This window comes from Herbiconiux sp. (assembly GCF_023264895.1).
Lineage (GTDB): Bacteria > Actinomycetota > Actinomycetes > Actinomycetales > Microbacteriaceae > Herbiconiux.
Window position 1 is genome coordinate 1 of record NZ_JAHFUY010000102.1, and the last position, 15,124, is coordinate 15,124.

Below are 15,124 nucleotides of genomic sequence, written 5' to 3' on the forward strand. Positions count from 1 at the left end.
GAAGAGGTGCAGACCGGAAGAGGTGCGGAACGGAAGAGGTGCGGAACGGATGAGGTGCGGAACGGATGAGGTGCGGAACGGAAGAGGTGCGGAACGGAAGAGGTGCGGAACGGATGAGGTGCGGAACGGAAGGCGACCTGCGCGAAGACGACCGGCCGAACCGGGATTGCTGCGGGTCAGTCGGCTCCACAGGGCTCGAGCGTCTCGATCGCGGTCGAGAGGGACAGGGGTCCGCCGAGGATGACGACGGCCGACGGCGCCAGGCGGCCGATCTCGCGATGCACCTCCGGAGCCAGACAGGCGGAGCGCGTGACGTAGAGCGGATTGGCACCGATCCCGGCAGCGACCCCTCCGCTCAGCGCGTCGGCGAAGACGACGCCGCTGGCCAGATAGACCTTCGAGGCCGCGGGGAACGAGGCACCGTTCACGGTCGCACCGACCTCGTAGCGCGTCGAGCCCGCGTAGCGTGTGGTCGCGAACGACTTCTCGATCGACGAGGCGAGCGCCGCACCGACCGAGGTGACGCCTCCGACGATCGCCACCGACTTCACACCCAGCCGCGTGAGCAGCGCGCTCTCCTGCGAGCCGAGGGTCGTGGCCGACCCGTCGACCAGCAGCACGGGAGAACCTCCGGAGACCGCCGCCGGCGACGCGGTGAGGGCGTCGGCGAAGGTGGCACCCGTGGCCACGAAGGCCGCCGCGGCCGAGGGGAAGCCGAACACCGCGTGGCCGATGAGGGTGCGCGACACCTCGTAGCGATCGGCGCCAGCGATGCGCGTGACCTTCGCCGGGGTGGATGCCGCCACCTGAGCGGCCACTGCGGCCGAGACCGAGGCCTCACCGCCCACGATGACGACGTCGTTCGCACCGACACGGCGGATCTCCTCGAGGACCCCGGGCGGGAGGGCAGCCCCCGGGGTGAGGAGAAGTGGAGCAGCGTGGTGGGCCGCCGCCGCGGTCGCGCTGAGCGCATCGGCGAACTTCTGGCCGCTCGCGAGGTAGACGGTGTCGGCGGCGTCATCGCGGAAGGTGAGGCGGGAGATCGCGAGAGCCTGGGCGTAGCGATCGTTCCCGGCGACCCGGGTCACCTTCGGCGCCTCCTTCACGATCACCGTGCAGGCCTTCGTGGTGAGGTCGGTGTGACCGTCCGGCCGCACCGTGGCGAGCTCGAGGGTGAACGACGCGGTCTCGATGGTGTTCGGTTCGCCCTCCAGGTGGAAGCCGCCCGCCTGCAACCGGACCCCCTGCGGCAGGGCACCCCTCGATACCCGCAGCGCGCCGGCCTGGGCCAGCGGCGCGGTCGAGAGCGGGAAGCCCTTCGCGGCCGTCTGCTGCGGACACAGCAGCGCCGGGATGAGCAGCTCGTCGCTCCCGGTGGGGTATTCGCCGGAGTCTGCAATCGGCCCGGGGAGGGGCCCTGCCGAAGCAGCTGCGGCCGGGGCGACCAACGAGCCGGCGAGGACGGTGGTGACGACCGCCGCGATGGCGAACCCATGGATCTGACGCCGACCGGATGAGAGGTGGAACATGTGGTCCTGACTGTGGAGCGTGGAACTGTGGAGCGGGTTGAGCCGAGTTGGGGGGATTATGGAGATATGGTTTCGCGCCGAAACGGTGTGGGCGCAGGTAGTCCTCCAGCGAGGACCTGGCCGGCCGGACCTCGTGGGGGAAGCCGGCCGGCCGGGCACCCGGTCAGCAGGGCTTGAGCTGCTCGATGGAGGCGCTGAGGGTGGAGAGACCGCCGAGGACGACGATGTTCTTGGGGTGCACCCGCACGATCTCCTGGAGGACCTGGGCGGGGACGCACGAGTTCTGCACGAGGTAGATGGGCGCGCTGTTCGCGCCTGCCACCGGGGCTGCACTGAGCGCATCGGCGAAGGCCGTTCCGCTGGCGAGGTAGACCGTCTTGGCCGTCTCGAAGGCCTCGTGGTTGATGGCCACCGCCGCCTGGTAGCGGTCCGCACCGGCCGCTCGGGTGACCGAGTAGAGGTCGGTGCCGAGCTGCTCCTGGATGCCCTCGCTCACCGAGGCCGGACCACCCGCGATGCGGAGGGTGACGGCCCGCATGCTGGCGAGGAGCTCGAGGGTGCTGTCGCCGACCGCGGGCTTGGTGCCGTCGACGAGCAGGACCGGGCCGTTGACCGAGATGGCTGCGGGCGAGGCCGAGAGGGCATCGGGGAACGTGGCCCCGGCCGCCAGGTAGACGGTGGCCGCCGTGGGCACACCGTGGTCGGCGTCGGCGATCAGCCCGCGTGAGACCTCGTAGCGATCTGCACCGGCGATCCGCTTCACCTCGACTCCGGACACGGCCGCCTTCACCGCGTCGACGATGCCCGCCGAGACGGAGGCAGTGCCGCCGGCGATGACGACCGTCTTGGGAGCCAGACGTGCGATCTCGGCTTTGGTGACCGCGGGGAGGGCGGCCGCCCGCGTGAGCAGGAGCGGGGCACCATGCACGCCGGCGACCGAGCCGGCGCTCAGCGCGTCGCTGAACTTCTCACCGCTGGCGAGGTAGAGCACGTCGAGGCCACCGCTCGGCGTGGTGGGGAAGCCGCTCTTCGTAACCTGCACCGCCTGGTCGTAACGATCGGTGCCCTGGATGCGCGTGGGGGTGGGTGCCGCATCGACCGTGATCGTGCACGCCACGCTCTTCATCGGGAAGTCGGTGTAGGTGGCCTCGATGGTGAACATCGAGACTCCGGTGGCCGTGGGCGTGCCCGAGAAGACGCCGTCGACGAGTGTGACACCCGCGGGAAGCGCACCGCTCGAGATGCGGGTGGAGGCGTGCGGGTCGGGCTCCGGAAGCGCCGTGGCGGGCACGATGTCGATGCCTCGGAAGGCCGTGGCCTGGGGGCACACCGGATCCATGGACGCGGCCGAGGCGGCGCCCGCCGGCCCGAGCAGTCCTGCGGAGAGCACCGCGGCGGTGAGCAGGGACGAAGCGATGAGGGTGGGGCGGACAGCGGGACGAGCGGAGGGCCGGATGGCCGGCCGGGAAGCGGAGGGAGTGCTCACGTCGGGTCTCTTTCGACAGCGGGTGGATGGGACTCTCGTATCCTCACGCCGCGGGCGAGGGTGTCGTTATGAGTACTTCGTACTCACGAGGAGCAGGCGCTGTGGGCTGACCGCGCCACTCCACAGATGCGGAAGGAGCCCGTCGCGGTGACGGGCTCCTTCCGGGATGATGCAGCAGCGACTCAGTCGAGTCCGCAGGGCGTCAGCGAGGTCACGCCGGCACCGAGCGTCGCAGGGCCGCCGAGCGTGTACACCGTCTCCGGGGCGAGCCGCCCGATCTCGAGGTACACCTCGTTCGTGAGGCAGCCCGGAGTCGTGACGTAGAGCGGGCTCTTCTCGATGCCGGCGACCACTCCCCCGCTCAGGGCATCCGCGAAGGCCGTGCCGCTCGCCAGATAGAGGTCGGGCGCTGCAGCGAAGGCGTCCTTGTTGACGGACACGCCCACCTGGTAACGATCGGAACCGGCCACACGGACGGTGTTGAAGTTCTCCGCGATGCTCGCCTCCATCGCCGCCGACACGGAGGCCGTGCCACCCGTGATGTCGACATCTGCCACCCCGAGGAAGTCGAGGACGGCGAGATCGGCCGGGTCGAGCGAAGTCGCCAGGCCGTCGACGAGCAGCACCGGCGAACGCATGGAGGCGGCCGCCGGAGTGGAGGTGAGCGCATCCGGGAACGTGCGGCCGGTCACGACGAAGGCCTGCTCGCTGCCGCCCGTGCCGTAGCCGAACTCCGGATGCGCCACGAGCGCGCGCGACACCGCGTAGCGGTCGGCACCGCCGATGCGCGTGATCGTCGCGGTGGTGCGGGCATCGATGCGGTCGTGGACCGCCTTCGAGACCGAGGCCTCGCCGCCCACGATGACCACGTCGTCCGGAGCGAGTCGTGCGATCTCGTCGAGCACGGCATCCGGGATCGTGTCGGCACGCGTGAGCAGCAGGGGCGCCTCGTGGTGGGCGGCGAGGGAGCCCGCGCTCAGGGCGTCGGGGTACTTCGCACCGCTGGCGATGTAGACGGTCTTCGCCGACGAGAACTTCAGCGTCGACACCGCGACGGCCTGGTCGTAGCGGTCGGTGCCCGCGATGCTCTGGACGGTGGGAGCCTTGCGCACGTCGATCGTGCACGGGACGCCGACGGTGGTGTCCTTGCCGTCGGTCGCGGCGATGGAGAAGGACACCTTCTGGACAGTCGTCGGATCACCGAACAGCCCGGTGCGATCCGGCGCCAGCGACACACCCGCCGGGAGTGTGCCCGACACGATGAGCGTCTGGCCGTCGGGGACAAGCGGCGCGAAGTCGATGGGGAAGCCGACGGCACCGACCGAGCTCGGGCAGCGGGGCTCTGCGACGACGGCCTCCGCGGCCACAGCAGGCTGCAGGAAGACGACCGCCGTGAGAGCGGCAGCTACCACGACAGGAGCGGCGACAGGTCGGATGGGGGACGAGAACGAAGGCTTCATGGATCCTCGGGATTCGAGCGGACAGATCCCTCATCGTCCGTCGCCCGACGTTCCCGGTGTGAGGAGTAATCCACTACTCACGGAACACGGAACACGGAACACGGAACGCAGAAAGGGCCCGCCCGAAGGCGAGCCCTTTCAAGGAAGGTGCGACTAGATCGCGTTGACGTCGAGCGGGATGCCCGGGCCGAACGTGGTCGAGACGGCGCCCTTCTGGATGTAGCGGCCCTTCGAGGAGCTCGGCTTGAGACGCACGACCTCTTCGAGCGCTGCGGCGATGTTCTCGTCGAGCTGCTCGGGGGTGAACGCGGCCTTGCCCACGACGAAGTGCACGTTGGCGTGCTTGTCGACGCGGAACTCGATCTTTCCGCCCTTGATCTCGTTGACGGCCTTCGCGACATCCGGGGTCACGGTGCCGGTCTTCGGGTTGGGCATGAGGCCACGCGGGCCGAGCACCTTTCCGAGACGACCGACCTTGCCCATGAGCTCAGGGGTCGAGACCGCGGAGTCGAACGAGGTGTAGCCGCCGGCCACCTTCTCGATCAGCTCGTCGCCACCGACCTCGTCGGCGCCGGCTGCGAGAGCAGCCTCGGCCGCGGGGCCCGTCGCGAACACGATGACGCGGGCGGTCTTGCCCGTGCCGTGGGGGAGGATGACGGTTCCACGGACCATCTGGTCTGCCTTGCGCGGGTCGACCCCGAGCTTCAGCGCGACCTCGACGGTGCTGTCGAACTTGGCCGAGCCGGTCTCGCGAGCGAGCTGCACGGCTTCGGACGGGGTGTAGTACTTGCCGGCTTCGATCTTCTCGGCCGCGGCCCGGTAGGCCTTTGACTTCTGTGCCATGTTCCTGCCGCCCTTACGCTTCGACCGTGATGCCCATGGAACGGGCAGTGCCGGCGATGATCTTCTCTGCCGCTTCGATGTCGTTGGCGTTCAGGTCGGCCTGCTTCTGCTCGGCGATCTGACGCACCTGCTCACGGGTGAGCTTCGCGACCTTGACGGTGTGCGGGGTCGAGGAGCCCTTGGCGACTCCGGCCGCCTTCTTGATGAGCTCCGCCGCCGGCGGGGTCTTCAGGATGAAGGTGAACGAGCGGTCTTCGTAGACCGTGATCTCGACGGGGATGACGTTGCCGCGCTGCGACTCGGTCGCCGCGTTGTACGCCTTGCAGAACTCCATGATGTTCACGCCGTGCTGACCCAGCGCCGGCCCGATGGGCGGGGCGGGGTTGGCGGCGCCGGCGTTGATCTGAAGCTTGATCAGACCTGTGACCTTCTTCTTCGGTGCCATGTTCTCTCTTCTCTATCGAGCCGCACGAAGGCGGCGCTCCCACCACAGGGCTTCTCCCCGCAGTGGTGTGACGGATGCCCGTGAGGGCAACCGAAATATCTTAGCTCATGATCCGGGTCGCCCGGAGGCGGACCTGGAAGCTACAGCTTGGTGACCTGGTCGAACGACAGCTCGACCGGGGTCTCGCGCTCGAAGAGCGAGACGAGCACGGTGAGCTTGCCGCTCTCAGGCTTGATCTCGCTGATCGAACCGGGCAGACCCGCGAACGAGCCCTCCTTGATGGTGATGGTCTCGCCGACCTCGAAGTCGACCTCGGCCGGCACGGTGCGCTGCACGGCCTTGCCGCCCTTGCCGCCGCCCGCCTTGGCAGGAGCGACCTCGGCCACCTCGACGAGCGACTTCAGCATGTTGAAGGCCTCCTCGAAGCGGAGGGGCGTGGGGTTGTGCGAGTTGCCCACGAAGCCCGTGACACCGGGGGTGTGACGGACGACCGACCAGCTGTCCTCGTTGAGGAACATGCGGACGAGCACGTAGCCCGGGATGCGCACGCGGGTGACGAGCTTGCGCTGGCCGTTCTTGATCTCGACGACGTCTTCCATCGGCACCTCGACCTGGAAGACGAAGTCCTCCATGCCCATCGAGGTCTTGCGGCTCTCGATGTTCGACTTCACGCGCTTCTCGAAGCCGGCGTAGGAGTGGATGACGTACCACTTGCCGGGGAGGGTGCGGAGCTCGGCGCGGAAGGCGTCGTACGGATCGGCCTCGACCTCTTCGGCCTCGGCGTCATCAACGGCGTCCGACGCGTCGGAGCTGGAAGCCTCGTCGGAGTCGGAAGCCTCGTCGGAGTCCTCCTCCGCCGCCACGACCTCGTCGATCGCGGCCTCGGCCGCAGCCTCGTCGGCGGGGGCGAGCTCGGCCTCGTCGTCTTCGAGCACGTCGAGCACCGCAGCGGCCTCGTCGAACGTGTCGATGTTCAGCGCGTCGTCGACCACGGCATCCGCTTCGGGGTCGGCCGGCGCGTCGATGGCCTCGAGGAGGGCGTCGAGGTCGGCCGGGACACCGGCTTCATCGGGCTTTGAGTCAGACAATGAGTTCGCTTCCACTTCTTGTTCTCGGGGGCGCCAGGGTGATCGGGGCGCGGTTCAGGCGCGTGGGCGGCCGGAGCCGCCGGGACTACTCGCCGAAGGTGACGACGGCGAGCCAGCCGAACAGCGTGTCGAGCCCCACCACGATCGCCATCATGATGACCACGAAGATCAGCACGACCAGCGTGTAGTTCAGCAGCTCACGACGAGTCGGCGTGACGACCTTCTTGAGCTCGCCGAACACCTGCTTGATGAACAGCACGATGCGCGCGAAGGGATTGCGCCCCGCGCGCTCTTTCCGGGCGTTCTCGACGATCTCCTCGGAAGGTTCGTCGATTACTTTTCGTGCCACCGTGTCAGTACCTTTCACAAGCCGGGCTCACGCGAGCCGGTGCAGGGCGGACAGGACTCGAACCTGCAACCTGCGGTTTTGGAGACCGCTGCTCTACCAATTGAGCCACCGCCCTATGTGCTGAACGATCAGCACCGGTTGAAACCGCATCACTTCGCTACACTCGCTGCAAGGGCCGAACCGCCTGCAGGCATAGAAAAGCTTGGCGGATTTCAACCACCGGAAGACAGTGTAAGTCACATCCGGTGGGCATGCAAAGGCGAGGGGAACGGGGAAGCGGATGCGCACAGGCGCCTTCAGGATCGGGTTCATCGCCACACTGGGCGGGCTCATCGCGATAGCCCTCGGTTTCGCGTTCGTGCAGCTGTCGACCGTGGTGATCTGCATCCTCGCCTCGTTGTTCCTCGCGCTCGGGCTCGATCCGCTCGTGCGCTGGCTCACCAGGCGGAAGATCCCTCGCGGCTGGTCGATCGTGATCGTCTTCGCGATCGTGATCGCCTTCGCCGTGCTGGTGTTCTTCCTCGTCATCCCCGCGGTCATCGACCAGGCCACCGAGCTCGTCTCGAACCTTCCCGGCGCCGTGAACTCGCTCACCCAGGAGACCTGGTTCACCGACGTCTTCGGCACCTCGGTCGACACCAAGAAGCTCGAGGGCGACCTAGAGACGTTCCTGTCCGATCCGGGCAACCTCGCAGCCCTCGGCGGTGGCGTCCTGAAGATCGGCGTGGCCCTCATCAACGGCATCTCGGGCGGACTGCTCGTGCTCGTGCTGACGCTCTTCTTCCTCGGTTCGCTCGACGCCGTGAAGAACAGCTTCTACGTGCTCGTGCCGCTGTCCCGCCGCGAGGGTGTCGTGTCGATCACCGACCAGATCGTGCGCTCGATCGGCAAGTACGTGGGCGGACAGGTCATCCTGGCCGGCACCAACGGCGTCTTCGGCTTCATCGCGATGGAGCTCGTGGGCGTGCCCTACGCCGGAGCCCTCGCCGTGGTCGCGTTCCTGCTCGCGCTCATCCCTCTCGTCGGCACGATCATCAGCGCCGTGATCGTGACCTTCTTCGCCCTCACGGTCTCGCCCCTGGCCGCGATCATCATCGGCATCTACTTCCTCGTCTACATGCAGGTCGAGGCGTACGTGTTCAGCCCGCGGGTCATGAACAAGGCCGTCGATGTGCCGGGCATCCTCGTGGTGATCGGCGCCCTCGTGGGTGGCACGCTGCTCGGAGTGCTCGGGGCGCTCATCGCGGTGCCGGTCGTGGCGTCGGTGCTCATCATCGTGAAGCAGGTCATCGTGCCCCGTCAGGCCGCGCGATGAGCTCGCCGGCGGGCCGGATCGTCCCCGTGGCGGTCGCACGATGACCGACGTCATCAGCGCGCCCACGCTCGCCACGAGCGCCCTCGCCCTCCTCACCATCTCGAACCCCATCGGCAGCCTGCCGATCTTCCTCAACCTCACGAAGGACTTCGACCGGGCGAGGCAGCGGCGCATCGGGATCCTCGTGGGGCTCGCGGTGTTCGCGGTGCTGACCGTGTCGCTCCTGGCCGGCAAGCTCATCCTCGAGGGGTTCGGCATCGACCTCACGTCGTTCCGGATCGCCGGGAACCTGCTCGTGGCCTCGATCGGCTGGGCGATGCTCACGGCGAAGGCCAACGTGGTCACGGTCGCCGACAACCAGTCGCCCGTGGTCGTGCCGCTCGCGATCCCGCTCATCGCGGGGCCCGGTGCGATCAGCCTCGTCATCACGTTCGCCGAGAACTACCCGAGCCTGATCGACCTCGCGGCGGGCGTGCTCGTCAACCTCGGCGTGGCCATCGTGATCGCCGTCGCGCTGTTCTTCGCACCCCAGGTCGCCCGCGTGGTGAAGCCCACCGGCATGAGCATCGTGACGCGGATCTTCGGCCTGCTCCTGCTCTCCATCGCCATCCAGTCCATCCTCGGCGCCCTCTCCGACGCATTCCCGGTGCTGACTTCCTGAACGGGTAGCCTTGTGCCGTGACCGACCAGCTGCCCCGCATCTCGCACCGAATCGCCTCGATCGCCGAATCGGCGACCCTCAAGGTCGACGCCAAGGCCAAGAGCCTCCAGGCTGCAGGCCGGCCGGTCGTCAGCTACGCGGCCGGTGAGCCCGACTTCCCGACCCCGCCGCACATCGTCGAGGCGGCATCCGCTGCGGTGCTCGACCCGAAGAACCACCGCTACACACCCGCGGCCGGGCTCCCCGAGCTCCGCGAGGCCATCGCCGCGAAGACGCTCCGCGACAGCGGCGTGGAGGTGTCGCCGGCTCAGGTGATCGTGACCAACGGCGGCAAGCAGGCGGTGTACCAGTCGTTCGCCACCCTGCTCGACCCGGGCGACGAGGTGCTCGTGCCGACGCCGTTCTGGACCACCTACCCCGAGGCCATCCGCCTCGCCGGCGGTGTGCCCGTGGAGGTCTTCGCCGGCAGCGACCAGGACTACCTCGTGACCGTGGAGCAGCTCGAGGCCGCCCGCACGCCGCGCACGAAGGTGCTGCTGTTCGTGTCGCCCTCGAACCCGACCGGCGCCGTGTATACCCCGGAGCAGACCAAGGAGATCGGCGAGTGGGCCGACTCCCACGGCCTCTGGGTGATCAGCGACGAGATCTACCAGAACCTCGTCTACGACGGCGTGGAGGCCGTGTCGATCGCCTCCGCCGTTCCGGCCCTCGCCGACCGCACGCTGCTCGTGAACGGCGTGGCCAAGACCTACGCCATGACCGGATGGCGGGTGGGCTGGATGGTCGGGCCCCTGGATGCCATCAAGGCCGCCTCGAACCTGCAGTCGCACCTCTCGTCGAACGTGTCCAACGTGTCGCAGCGGGCGGCGATCGCCGCGCTGAACGGGCCGCAGGACACCGTCGAGACGATGCGCTCGACCTACGACCGCCGGCGTCGGCTGATCGTCGACGGGCTCAACGCCATCGACGGCGTGCACACGCCGCTGCCGCAGGGCGCGTTCTACGTGTACCCGGATGTGACGGGGCTGCTCGGGCGCACCTGGGGCGGCGTGACGCCGACGACCTCGCTCGAGCTCGCGGACCTGATCCTCGAGCAGGTCGAGGTGGCCACGGTGCCCGGTGAGGCGTTCGGGCCGAGCGGGTTCCTGCGGCTCTCGTACGCGCTCGGCGACGACGCGCTGGCCGAGGGCGTGGCACGGCTGCAGCGGCTGTTCGGCTGAGTAGCTGTTCGGCTGAGCGGCTGAGCGGCTGTCGCTCGGGCGGTTCGATACCGCAAGCCTGGTGAGGATCGGGGCGCTCTGGAGCCCGGTCGCCGCGAGGTGTGCGGTTTCGCACAGGATTCGTGAGTGATCTTCAGTTGAGGCTCTCTCGAGTAGAGTTTCGCTCATGTTCTCGGCATGGCGGTGGGCTCGCGGTGGGGTGACCGCTGCGGCTGCCGTCGTGGCGGCTGCGGCCGTGGCCGGGGTGGTGCTGGCGGGTGGCGTGGTGGGGGCGGCTCCGGCCTGGGCGGCTCCGGCTCCCGTGGTCACGTCGGCGCCTGCAAGCGGTTCGGTCGCGGTGGCCGGGCCCGACGGTTTCGGGGTGGTGCTCGCCGGCACCTCGGCGCCCGGCACGGTCGTGGCCGTGTCGATACCCGTGGAGGGCGACGGGTATCCGCTCTGCCTCGTGGCCGTGGAGCCCGATGGCAGCTGGGTGTGCCCGATCGACACCGCGCCGAGCTCGCCCGGGCCCGCGACCGTGTCGAACGGGGTCGACCTCGGGGCGCCGGATGTGGCGGTGCTCGATTTCGGGCTACTGAATCCGCCGACGGTGGAGACGGACCCCGGGAGCACCGACACGATCACCCCCACGATGACGATCGAGGATCCGACGCAGGAGATCCGCGGGACGGGCGTGCCGTTCAACCTCGTGACCGTGCGGCTCGACGACGGCAGCGGATGCTCGACGACCGTCGGCGCCGACGGCACCTGGAGCTGCCTGCTCACCGCGCTGCCGACCGGGCCTGGGCCGCACACGCTCGTGGCCGCGCAGGCCTTCCCGTCGGCTCCGGATGCGGCAGCGACCACGCCGCCGATCGTGTTCGCGCTCGAGGCGCCGACCATCGTGGACCCGGGACCTGAGCCGGGGCCGGGACCGGATCCCGCGCCGGGGCCGGAGCCCTGGCCCGGATCGCAACCGGGGATCGGCCCCGGACCGGCACCGGCGACCGGTGCGGAGCCCGGGGTGGTCCCTGGCACGCCGCCGGGGGCCGTTCCTCCCTCGGGGTCCGGCGCAGGCGGCGGAGGTGGGATCGCGGGGCCCGCCCAGGTGGGTGGAGGCGGGGATGGTGTCTTGCTCGCAGAGGCGCGCGGCGACGACGCCGAGGGAGGATCGACCGATCGGGCCGGATCGGCGGGCGAAAACGGATCGGCGGGCGAGGACGGATCGGCTGACGCGGGCGTGGATGGATCAGTGGAACCGGCCGGATCGGCGAGCGGGAGCGAGCCCCGCCCTGCGACGACAAGAGGACCTCAGGCACCCGGCTCCGGTTCTGACCGGCAAGACCGCCTCGTCGAGGGCTCGTCGACGCCCGAATCCTCGGTGCACGCCGAGGGGAGGGCTGGTGGAGCGGCGGACGGCTCGGCGGACGCGTCCGGCACGGGGCTCGCGATCGTCGGGCCGTCAGAGTTCTCGTCGGCTCTGGCGTCGGTGGGTGATGTCATGCGGAAGGGTGCGGCGGGGCTGCTGTTCCTCGGTGTGCTCGTGGCGGCCGCGGTGGTGCTCGTGATGGTGCCGGGCGGGGTGCTGGAGGCGACGATCCACGAGAACGCCGAGCGGATCCGGAAGAGTGCGCCCGCGCGTGGCCTCGCGGCGATGCTGGCAGCGGTTGCGGCGGTGCTGGCAACGGTTGCGGTGGCGCTTGCAGCGGTTGCGGCGGTGCTGTCGAAGGCGGTGGCGGGCGCTGCGACGTGGCGGCTGCTTCGTGGAAGCGACCGCAAGCCGGTCACGGGCGCACCGGCCCACCGGTCGGCAGGGCGCGGACCGGCAGCGCAGGCGTCGGCAGGGCGCGGACTGGCAGCGGAGGGGTCGGCGGCACGGAGGTCCGCGGCACGGAGGTCCGCGGCACGGGGGTCGGCGGCGCGGAGGTCGGCGGCGGGGAGGTCGGCGGTGGGGGTCGCCGTGGTGCTGGGGGTGGGGGCCGTGGCATCCGCCGGGGTGTCCCCGGAGGCGGGAGCGGACGCGGCGACGCTGGGGCTCGTGCTGGCGTTCTTCCGTGCCGGAGTCGTCATGGGGGTCGTGGGCGTGGGAGCCGCCGTCGCGGTGGGGAGGAGGCACGGGCTGCACGGAGCGCCGTTCGGGCGGCCGGTCGCGTTGCTGCTCACGGTCGTGAGCGTGGTGGTGTCGCGAGCGGTCGGGCTCGATCCCGGGTTCGTGTTCGGGGCGCTCGTCGGGGTGCAGTTCGTGGCCCTGAAGGCTCCGAGCTCGCGCGGCTCCGGGGTGAGCGGTCGAACCGCGGCCCGGCTCGCCATGGTGGGGGCCGCGGCGTCGGTGGGGCTCGGGATCGCGGCCTGGGTGGCGCAGGGAGCACTGCGGCCTGCCGTGGCGCTGCAACCCGACCTCGCGGGGGTGCTCGTGCTCGATCTGCTGACCGCCGTCACGGTGGGGGCGCTCAGCGGGCCCGTGGTGTCGCTGCTGCCGGTGCGGTTCCTCGACGGACGCGCTGTATTTGAGCACTCCAAGCGGCTGTGGGCCCTCAGCTGGGGTGGCGCCGCGCTCGTGTTCGGGCTGGTGCTGCTACCCGTTCCGGCGGCGTGGAACGAGGTGGGCGGCGAGCTCGTGCCGTGGCTTGCGGGGTTCGCGGTGTTCGCGGCGCTCACCGCGGGGGTGTGGGCCTGGTTCCGCTTCGTCCCCGCGCCGGCAGCAGCGCCCGAGGACGCGCCCGCAGCCACGCCGGAATCCACCCGCGAAGCAGTCCCAGAACCGTCACCTGTCGGCAGCACACGCCACAGCGTGTGAAGCAACGCCCGTTGCACCGTCCGGAGCAGCACTCTGAACAGCCCGGGCCGTCACGTGAAGCCACGCGAGAAGCCGACGCCCGTCAGCGCAGCAGGCGCGCGACCTCACGGGAGACCGGCAGCCTCAGCAGGTGATCGGCTCGCGGGATCTCGTGCAGGGTGACGTGGTGCATCGAGCCGAAGCGCTCGAGGCTGCCCGGCACGATCACCTGGTCGCGCGAGCCCCACACCACATCCACCGGCGCGCGCACCTGCGCGAGATCGGTGGTGGTGGTCTGCACCTCGATGCAGTGCTCGAGCGAGCGCGAGAAGGCCTGCCACGACGCATCGTCGATCGCGAGGGCGCCGCCCGGCATCCACCTCGAGAAGCGACCCGCGTTGTTGACGATCGTGAGCCGGTTGTCGCGCACGAGCCGGTAGAACCAGAGGTAGCCGCCCACGCGCATCCGGTGACCGAGGGCGTCGAGGTAGCGGCGGTGCGGGTAGACCGGCGGCGCCACGAGCACGAGGTGCCCGACCTGCCGGTGGTGCACGGCGGCGTAGCGGGCCGACACCAGGGCACCGAGGCTGTGCCCCACGAGGGTGAAGCGGCCGCGCAGGTGCAGTGCCCGCAGGGTCTTGTGCAGCGCCTCGACGTGCTCGTCGAGCGTGAAGCGGATGTGCTCGCCCGCGCGCGACCCGCCGAAACCGAGCAGGTCGATCGCGATCACGCGGTAGAGCGGCGAGACGAGGGGCACGAGGTGCCGCCAGCTCGCCGACGACGATGCGATGCCGTGCAGGAGCACGACCACGGGGCCCTCCCCCATGTCGACGGCCACGTGCAATGCGGGCACCTCGGCCTGCCGGCGCCCCACCCTCTCGAACAGGCTCATCGCGTCCACCCTTCGTGAAAGTTGAGGATACATCAGATCGACCCGGAGGTCCGCTCCCCCGATCGGGGGATGGGACCGTCGGCCACCCGCCCTCTGGCGCGGCGGCCACGGAGCCGGGAGCATGGAGCCATGTCCCGCACCTCCCCCGCCATCTCGGTCCACGACCTCCACAAGCGGTACGGGGGCTTCACGGCCGTCGACGGTGTGAGCTTCGACATCGCCCACGGCGAGACCTTCGCCCTGCTCGGCCCGAACGGCGCGGGCAAGAGCACGACGGTCGAGATCCTCGAGGGCTACCGCGAGCGCTCCGGCGGCGAGGTGACGGTGCTGGGCGTCGACCCCCGGCACGCCACCCTCGAATGGAAGGCCAGGCTCGGCATCGTGCTGCAGCAGACCGGCGAGAGCGGCAACGTCACGGTGCGGGAGCAGCTCGCGCACTTCGCGAGCCTCTACCCGAGGCCGCGCGACGTCGCCGAGGTGATCGCCGCCGTCGGCCTCGAGGAGAAGGCGGGCACCCGCATCAAGGCCCTCTCGGGCGGGCAGCGGCGGCGCGTCGACGTGGCGCTCGGGATCATCGGGCGCCCGGAGGTACTCTTTCTCGACGAGCCCACGACGGGCTTCGACCCCGAGGCCCGGCGGCAGTTCTGGCAGCTCATCCGCTCGCTCTCCCGTGAGGGCACGACGATCGTGCTCACGACGCACTACCTCGACGAGGCCGCCCAGCTGAGCGACCGCGCGGCCGTGATCGCAGGCGGCCGGCTCATCGACATGGGGGCGGTGAACGAACTGGGGCCGGCGGATGCCCGGATCCCGATCGTGCGCTGGCGGAGCGCGACGGGGCGGCACGAGGAGCGCACCGAGGAGCCCGCCGCGCTCGTGAGCCGGCTCACCGCCGAATTCGGCGAGCTCGGCGAGCTCGAGGTCATCCGCCCCTCCTTGGAGGACGTCTACCTCGGGCTCGTCGAGGCCGCCGAAGCGCGAGAGGAGGCCGCAGCATGACCAACCGCGACACCGCCGCCCGCGACCTTGCCGCCCGCCCCGCCGCCGACGCCGCCACCGCTCCGGCGGCCCGGCGCTTCGG

The 15,124-nt window shown here is 70.1% G+C and carries 13 protein-coding genes and 1 tRNA gene; 5 read left to right on the plus strand and 9 right to left on the minus strand.

Annotated features, from left to right (window positions below; translation table 11 throughout):
• Nucleotides 1-176 precede the first annotated feature (176 nt).
• The 8 genes from Q0D57_RS16510 to Q0D57_RS16545 all read right to left on the minus strand — a co-directional run bounded on the left by Q0D57_RS16510 (nt 177) and on the right by Q0D57_RS16545 (nt 7,315).
• The gene (locus Q0D57_RS16510; protein WP_291046072.1) at nt 177-1,529 is read right to left on the minus strand and encodes a cell wall-binding repeat-containing protein; all 1,353 of its coding nucleotides are present in this window, start codon (nt 1,527-1,529) and stop codon (nt 177-179) included.
• 163 nt (nt 1,530-1,692) lie between these two features.
• On the minus strand, nt 1,693-3,015 hold the full coding sequence (locus Q0D57_RS16515; protein WP_291046076.1) for a cell wall-binding repeat-containing protein: 1,323 nt from the start codon (nt 3,013-3,015) through the stop codon (nt 1,693-1,695).
• 182 nt (nt 3,016-3,197) lie between these two features.
• Nucleotides 3,198-4,475, minus strand: a complete 1,278-nt coding sequence (locus tag Q0D57_RS16520; RefSeq protein WP_291046077.1) for a cell wall-binding repeat-containing protein — start codon at nt 4,473-4,475, stop codon at nt 3,198-3,200.
• Nucleotides 4,476-4,628: 153 nt separating this feature from the next.
• Nucleotides 4,629-5,318, minus strand: coding sequence for a 50S ribosomal protein L1 (rplA, locus tag Q0D57_RS16525; RefSeq protein WP_259529535.1), 690 nt, complete (start codon nt 5,316-5,318; stop codon nt 4,629-4,631).
• Between the two features lie 13 nt (nt 5,319-5,331).
• Nucleotides 5,332-5,763 carry a 50S ribosomal protein L11 gene (rplK, locus tag Q0D57_RS16530; RefSeq protein WP_259529534.1) on the minus strand — a complete coding sequence of 144 codons (432 nt, stop codon included), beginning with the start codon at nt 5,761-5,763 and terminating at the stop codon, nt 5,332-5,334.
• A gap of 140 nt (nt 5,764-5,903) precedes the next feature.
• Nucleotides 5,904-6,851 (minus strand): transcription termination/antitermination protein NusG, encoded by a 948-nt coding sequence (gene nusG / locus Q0D57_RS16535; RefSeq protein ID WP_366518638.1) that lies wholly within the window; start codon nt 6,849-6,851, stop codon nt 5,904-5,906.
• 85 nt (nt 6,852-6,936) lie between these two features.
• Nucleotides 6,937-7,200: a preprotein translocase subunit SecE gene (gene secE, locus Q0D57_RS16540; protein WP_291046079.1), complete on the minus strand. Its 264-nt coding sequence runs from the start codon at nt 7,198-7,200 to the stop codon at nt 6,937-6,939.
• 42 nt (nt 7,201-7,242) lie between these two features.
• Nucleotides 7,243-7,315, minus strand: a tRNA-Trp gene (locus tag Q0D57_RS16545).
• A 165-nt stretch (nt 7,316-7,480) separates the two neighbouring features.
• Between Q0D57_RS16545 and Q0D57_RS16550 the strand changes: the two genes are divergently transcribed.
• From Q0D57_RS16550 to Q0D57_RS16565, 4 genes are all read left to right on the plus strand, one after another.
• Nucleotides 7,481-8,515 (plus strand): AI-2E family transporter, encoded by a 1,035-nt coding sequence (locus Q0D57_RS16550; protein WP_291046081.1) that lies wholly within the window; start codon nt 7,481-7,483, stop codon nt 8,513-8,515.
• Between the two features lie 40 nt (nt 8,516-8,555).
• Nucleotides 8,556-9,176: a MarC family protein gene (locus Q0D57_RS16555; RefSeq protein ID WP_291046083.1), complete on the plus strand. Its 621-nt coding sequence runs from the start codon at nt 8,556-8,558 to the stop codon at nt 9,174-9,176.
• Between the two features lie 17 nt (nt 9,177-9,193).
• Nucleotides 9,194-10,396 (plus strand): pyridoxal phosphate-dependent aminotransferase, encoded by a 1,203-nt coding sequence (locus Q0D57_RS16560; protein ID WP_291046084.1) that lies wholly within the window; start codon nt 9,194-9,196, stop codon nt 10,394-10,396.
• Between the two features lie 166 nt (nt 10,397-10,562).
• A complete protein-coding gene (locus Q0D57_RS16565) occupies nt 10,563-13,172 on the plus strand; it encodes a hypothetical protein (protein WP_291046086.1) in 2,610 nt (869 codons plus the stop codon).
• Between the two features lie 82 nt (nt 13,173-13,254).
• On the opposite strand, the gene Q0D57_RS16570 is transcribed toward Q0D57_RS16565, so the two are convergent.
• A complete protein-coding gene (locus tag Q0D57_RS16570) occupies nt 13,255-14,043 on the minus strand; it encodes an alpha/beta hydrolase (protein ID WP_291046090.1) in 789 nt (262 codons plus the stop codon).
• Between the two features lie 129 nt (nt 14,044-14,172).
• Here Q0D57_RS16570 and Q0D57_RS16575 point away from each other — a divergent pair, with 129 nt between their 5' ends.
• Nucleotides 14,173-15,042, plus strand: a complete 870-nt coding sequence (locus Q0D57_RS16575) for an ABC transporter ATP-binding protein (RefSeq protein WP_291046093.1) — start codon at nt 14,173-14,175, stop codon at nt 15,040-15,042.
• Nucleotides 15,043-15,124 lie beyond the last annotated feature (82 nt).

Bases quoted from the DNA above. Each gene is read 5' to 3' on its own strand.
- Q0D57_RS16520 (WP_291046077.1), bottom strand. From the start codon at position 4,475: ATGAAGCCTTCGTTCTCGTCCCCCATCCGACCTGTCGCCGCTCCTGTC.
- Q0D57_RS16570 (WP_291046090.1), bottom strand. From the start codon at position 14,043: ATGAGCCTGTTCGAGAGGGTGGGGCGCCGGCAGGCCGAGGTGCCCGCA.
- Q0D57_RS16510 (WP_291046072.1), bottom strand. From the start codon at position 1,529: ATGTTCCACCTCTCATCCGGTCGGCGTCAGATCCATGGGTTCGCCATC.
- Q0D57_RS16550 (WP_291046081.1), top strand. From the start codon at position 7,481: ATGCGCACAGGCGCCTTCAGGATCGGGTTCATCGCCACACTGGGCGGG.
- Q0D57_RS16565 (WP_291046086.1), top strand. From the start codon at position 10,563: ATGTTCTCGGCATGGCGGTGGGCTCGCGGTGGGGTGACCGCTGCGGCT.
- rplA (WP_259529535.1), bottom strand. From the start codon at position 5,318: ATGGCACAGAAGTCAAAGGCCTACCGGGCCGCGGCCGAGAAGATCGAA.
- Q0D57_RS16555 (WP_291046083.1), top strand. From the start codon at position 8,556: ATGACCGACGTCATCAGCGCGCCCACGCTCGCCACGAGCGCCCTCGCC.
- rplK (WP_259529534.1), bottom strand. From the start codon at position 5,763: ATGGCACCGAAGAAGAAGGTCACAGGTCTGATCAAGCTTCAGATCAAC.
- Q0D57_RS16575 (WP_291046093.1), top strand. From the start codon at position 14,173: ATGTCCCGCACCTCCCCCGCCATCTCGGTCCACGACCTCCACAAGCGG.